Annotated in this window: 2 protein-coding genes; both read right to left on the bottom strand. The window is 61.2% G+C overall.

What is annotated here, in order from left to right; translation table 11 throughout:
• Nucleotides 1-511: leucine-rich repeat domain-containing protein (locus tag DBR24_RS18285; RefSeq protein WP_146189078.1), on the bottom strand; the 511-nt coding region annotated here is incomplete at its 3' end.
• Between the two features lie 52 nt (nucleotides 512-563).
• On the bottom strand, nucleotides 564-1,691 hold the full coding sequence (gene zapE, locus DBR24_RS18280; RefSeq protein ID WP_123462338.1) for a cell division protein ZapE: 1,128 nt from the start codon (nucleotides 1,689-1,691) through the stop codon (nucleotides 564-566).
• Nucleotides 1,692-2,069 lie beyond the last annotated feature (378 nt).

Raw genomic sequence — 2,069 nt, 5'->3', positions numbered from 1 at the left:
TCAATAGCCACTGCGGCAGTTCGGTCAACCGATTGGCGGCGATGCGAATCAGCTCCAGGCGATGGCAACCACTCAGCGCTGCGGGCAGTGCTTGCAGGCGATTGCCGGCCAGCATGAGCTTTTGCAGGTGAGGACGTTCGCCGAGCGCGTCAGGCAGGGTTTCGATGTGGTTGTCGGTGAGGATCAGCCAGCGCAACAGTGGCGGCAGGGCGGCAGCGGGCACATCGACGATTGCATTGGCCTTGAAGCCGATCATCGTCAGCGCCGCGCATTGGCCGAGGCAGGCCGGCAGTTCGGTGAATTGATTGTCCGAGCAAAACAGCACGCGCAAACGCTTCAGGCGATGCAGGTCATCCGGCAGGCGGCTCAAGGCGTTGCCGCTGAGGTTGAGGATTTCCAGGGTATCGGCCAGGTCGAAGATCTCCGCCGGGAACTCGGTCAGTCCGCAAGACAGGTCCAGACGGGTGATGCCCGACAACTCGCCGGCACGCAATTGAGCAAGGGTGTGCATAGAAATATTCGCATCAGAGTCGCAAGAATGGCCGCCATCATAACGGCAGCGCCTACGCCGGTGGAATTTCCTGTAACTGGCCCAGACGGCTGCGGGTGCGAGCCAGGTCGATGGCGTGGCCGGCGAGGCTTTCGCGCAGTGGCAGGCGGCCAAGCAGGGTCAAGTGTTTGTCCTGGTCGTAGAGCACGTCGATCAGGTTGATGAAGCGTTGTTGGGCGGCGATCGAGCATTCGTCCAAGAGTGGCAGGTCGTCGATGACCCAGTGGTCGAAACGCCGGCACAACTCCAGATAATCCATCACCGCCGTGGGTTGTTCACACAGATCGTTGAAGGTAAAACCCACGCGGCTGCCCTCGCATAAACGGGCCTGAAAATGTCGGGTGCCGACCGGCAGTGCCAACGGCGGCGCATCCTGTTGCGGCAGGTTGAGGTCACGGCGCTGGGCTGCGGTGGCTGGCCATACGTAATGGCCCTGAGTAAACAGCTGATGCGCATGGTTGCGCGCATGACTGCGGTAATCATGCGGACCACCGACCTCCATGACCTGCATGCGCGCGTTGATCAGCTCGATCACCGGCTTGAAGCGAGCGTGGTACAGCGGATTGGGCAGCAGGCCCTCCGGTGCATAGTTAGAGGTGACCAACAGCAGGGTCCCGCGCTGAAACAAGGCCTTGAACAGCCGGGTGATGAGCATCGCATCGCCGATGTCATGCACATGAAACTCGTCGAAACACAGGACCTGACAATCCTCCAGCAATTCATCCAGGGTCATGGCGAGGGCGTCGTCGTGCTCGCGATGCCGGAACATGCCCTGATGCAGTTGCGCGAAGAACTCATGGAAATGCAGGCGGCGTTTGCGGCTGATCGGCAGCGCCTGGAAGAACCCGTCGAGTAACCAGCTCTTGCCGCGTCCGACGGCGCCATGCAGGTACAGGCTCGGCGGCGTGTGTGCCGGGGTCGCGCACAACAGACTGGCTTGCTGCGCCATGCAGTCGATCACGCGCTGCTGACTGTGGCTGAGGGTGTAACCCTGGCTCTGGGCCTTGAGCCGGAAATAATCACGGATCGACTGGGCGCTGGCGTCTTGCCCTGCGTGCGCCGGCAAGCCTTTGCCGAACCAGCGGCGTAACGCTGGCCAGCGTTGGGTCAGACGCGATCGTTTGGACGGTCGGGCGGGCACTTCAGGATCACTCCGTATTTATCGGGCCGGATCCCCGGAGTGGGGCGTCGTAGTGTAACCAGAGGTCGGTCCGGCCATCCACCGCGGCTCGTCGAGAGAGGGCGGTCACTGAACAAGTCTGGCGGTGTTGTACAGTAATTTGCAGCGACATTTCTGGCGTGTTTGCCAACGTTTCGAAACATATCCCGGGAAAAGCGTGGATCCAATCGACTGGCGGAATCGTCGACCGTTGCTAGTCTGAAACACAGTAACGACCGTGCGAGTGATCGCTGACAAGGAAAAGCGCCGTGAATGTACGTGGGGTCATCGGTGTGCTGGGGGCGCTCGTCGCACCGGTCGAGGCGGCGGATCTGCAGGTCGAAGTGCGTGTCGATGTGC

Origin of the sequence: Pseudomonas sp. HMWF006, from assembly GCF_003061205.1 — a bacterium.
GTDB lineage: Bacteria > Pseudomonadota > Gammaproteobacteria > Pseudomonadales > Pseudomonadaceae > Aquipseudomonas > Aquipseudomonas monsensis.
The sequence above is the reverse complement of the archived record's forward strand: the minus strand, read 5'-3'. Positions and strand labels throughout refer to the sequence as shown.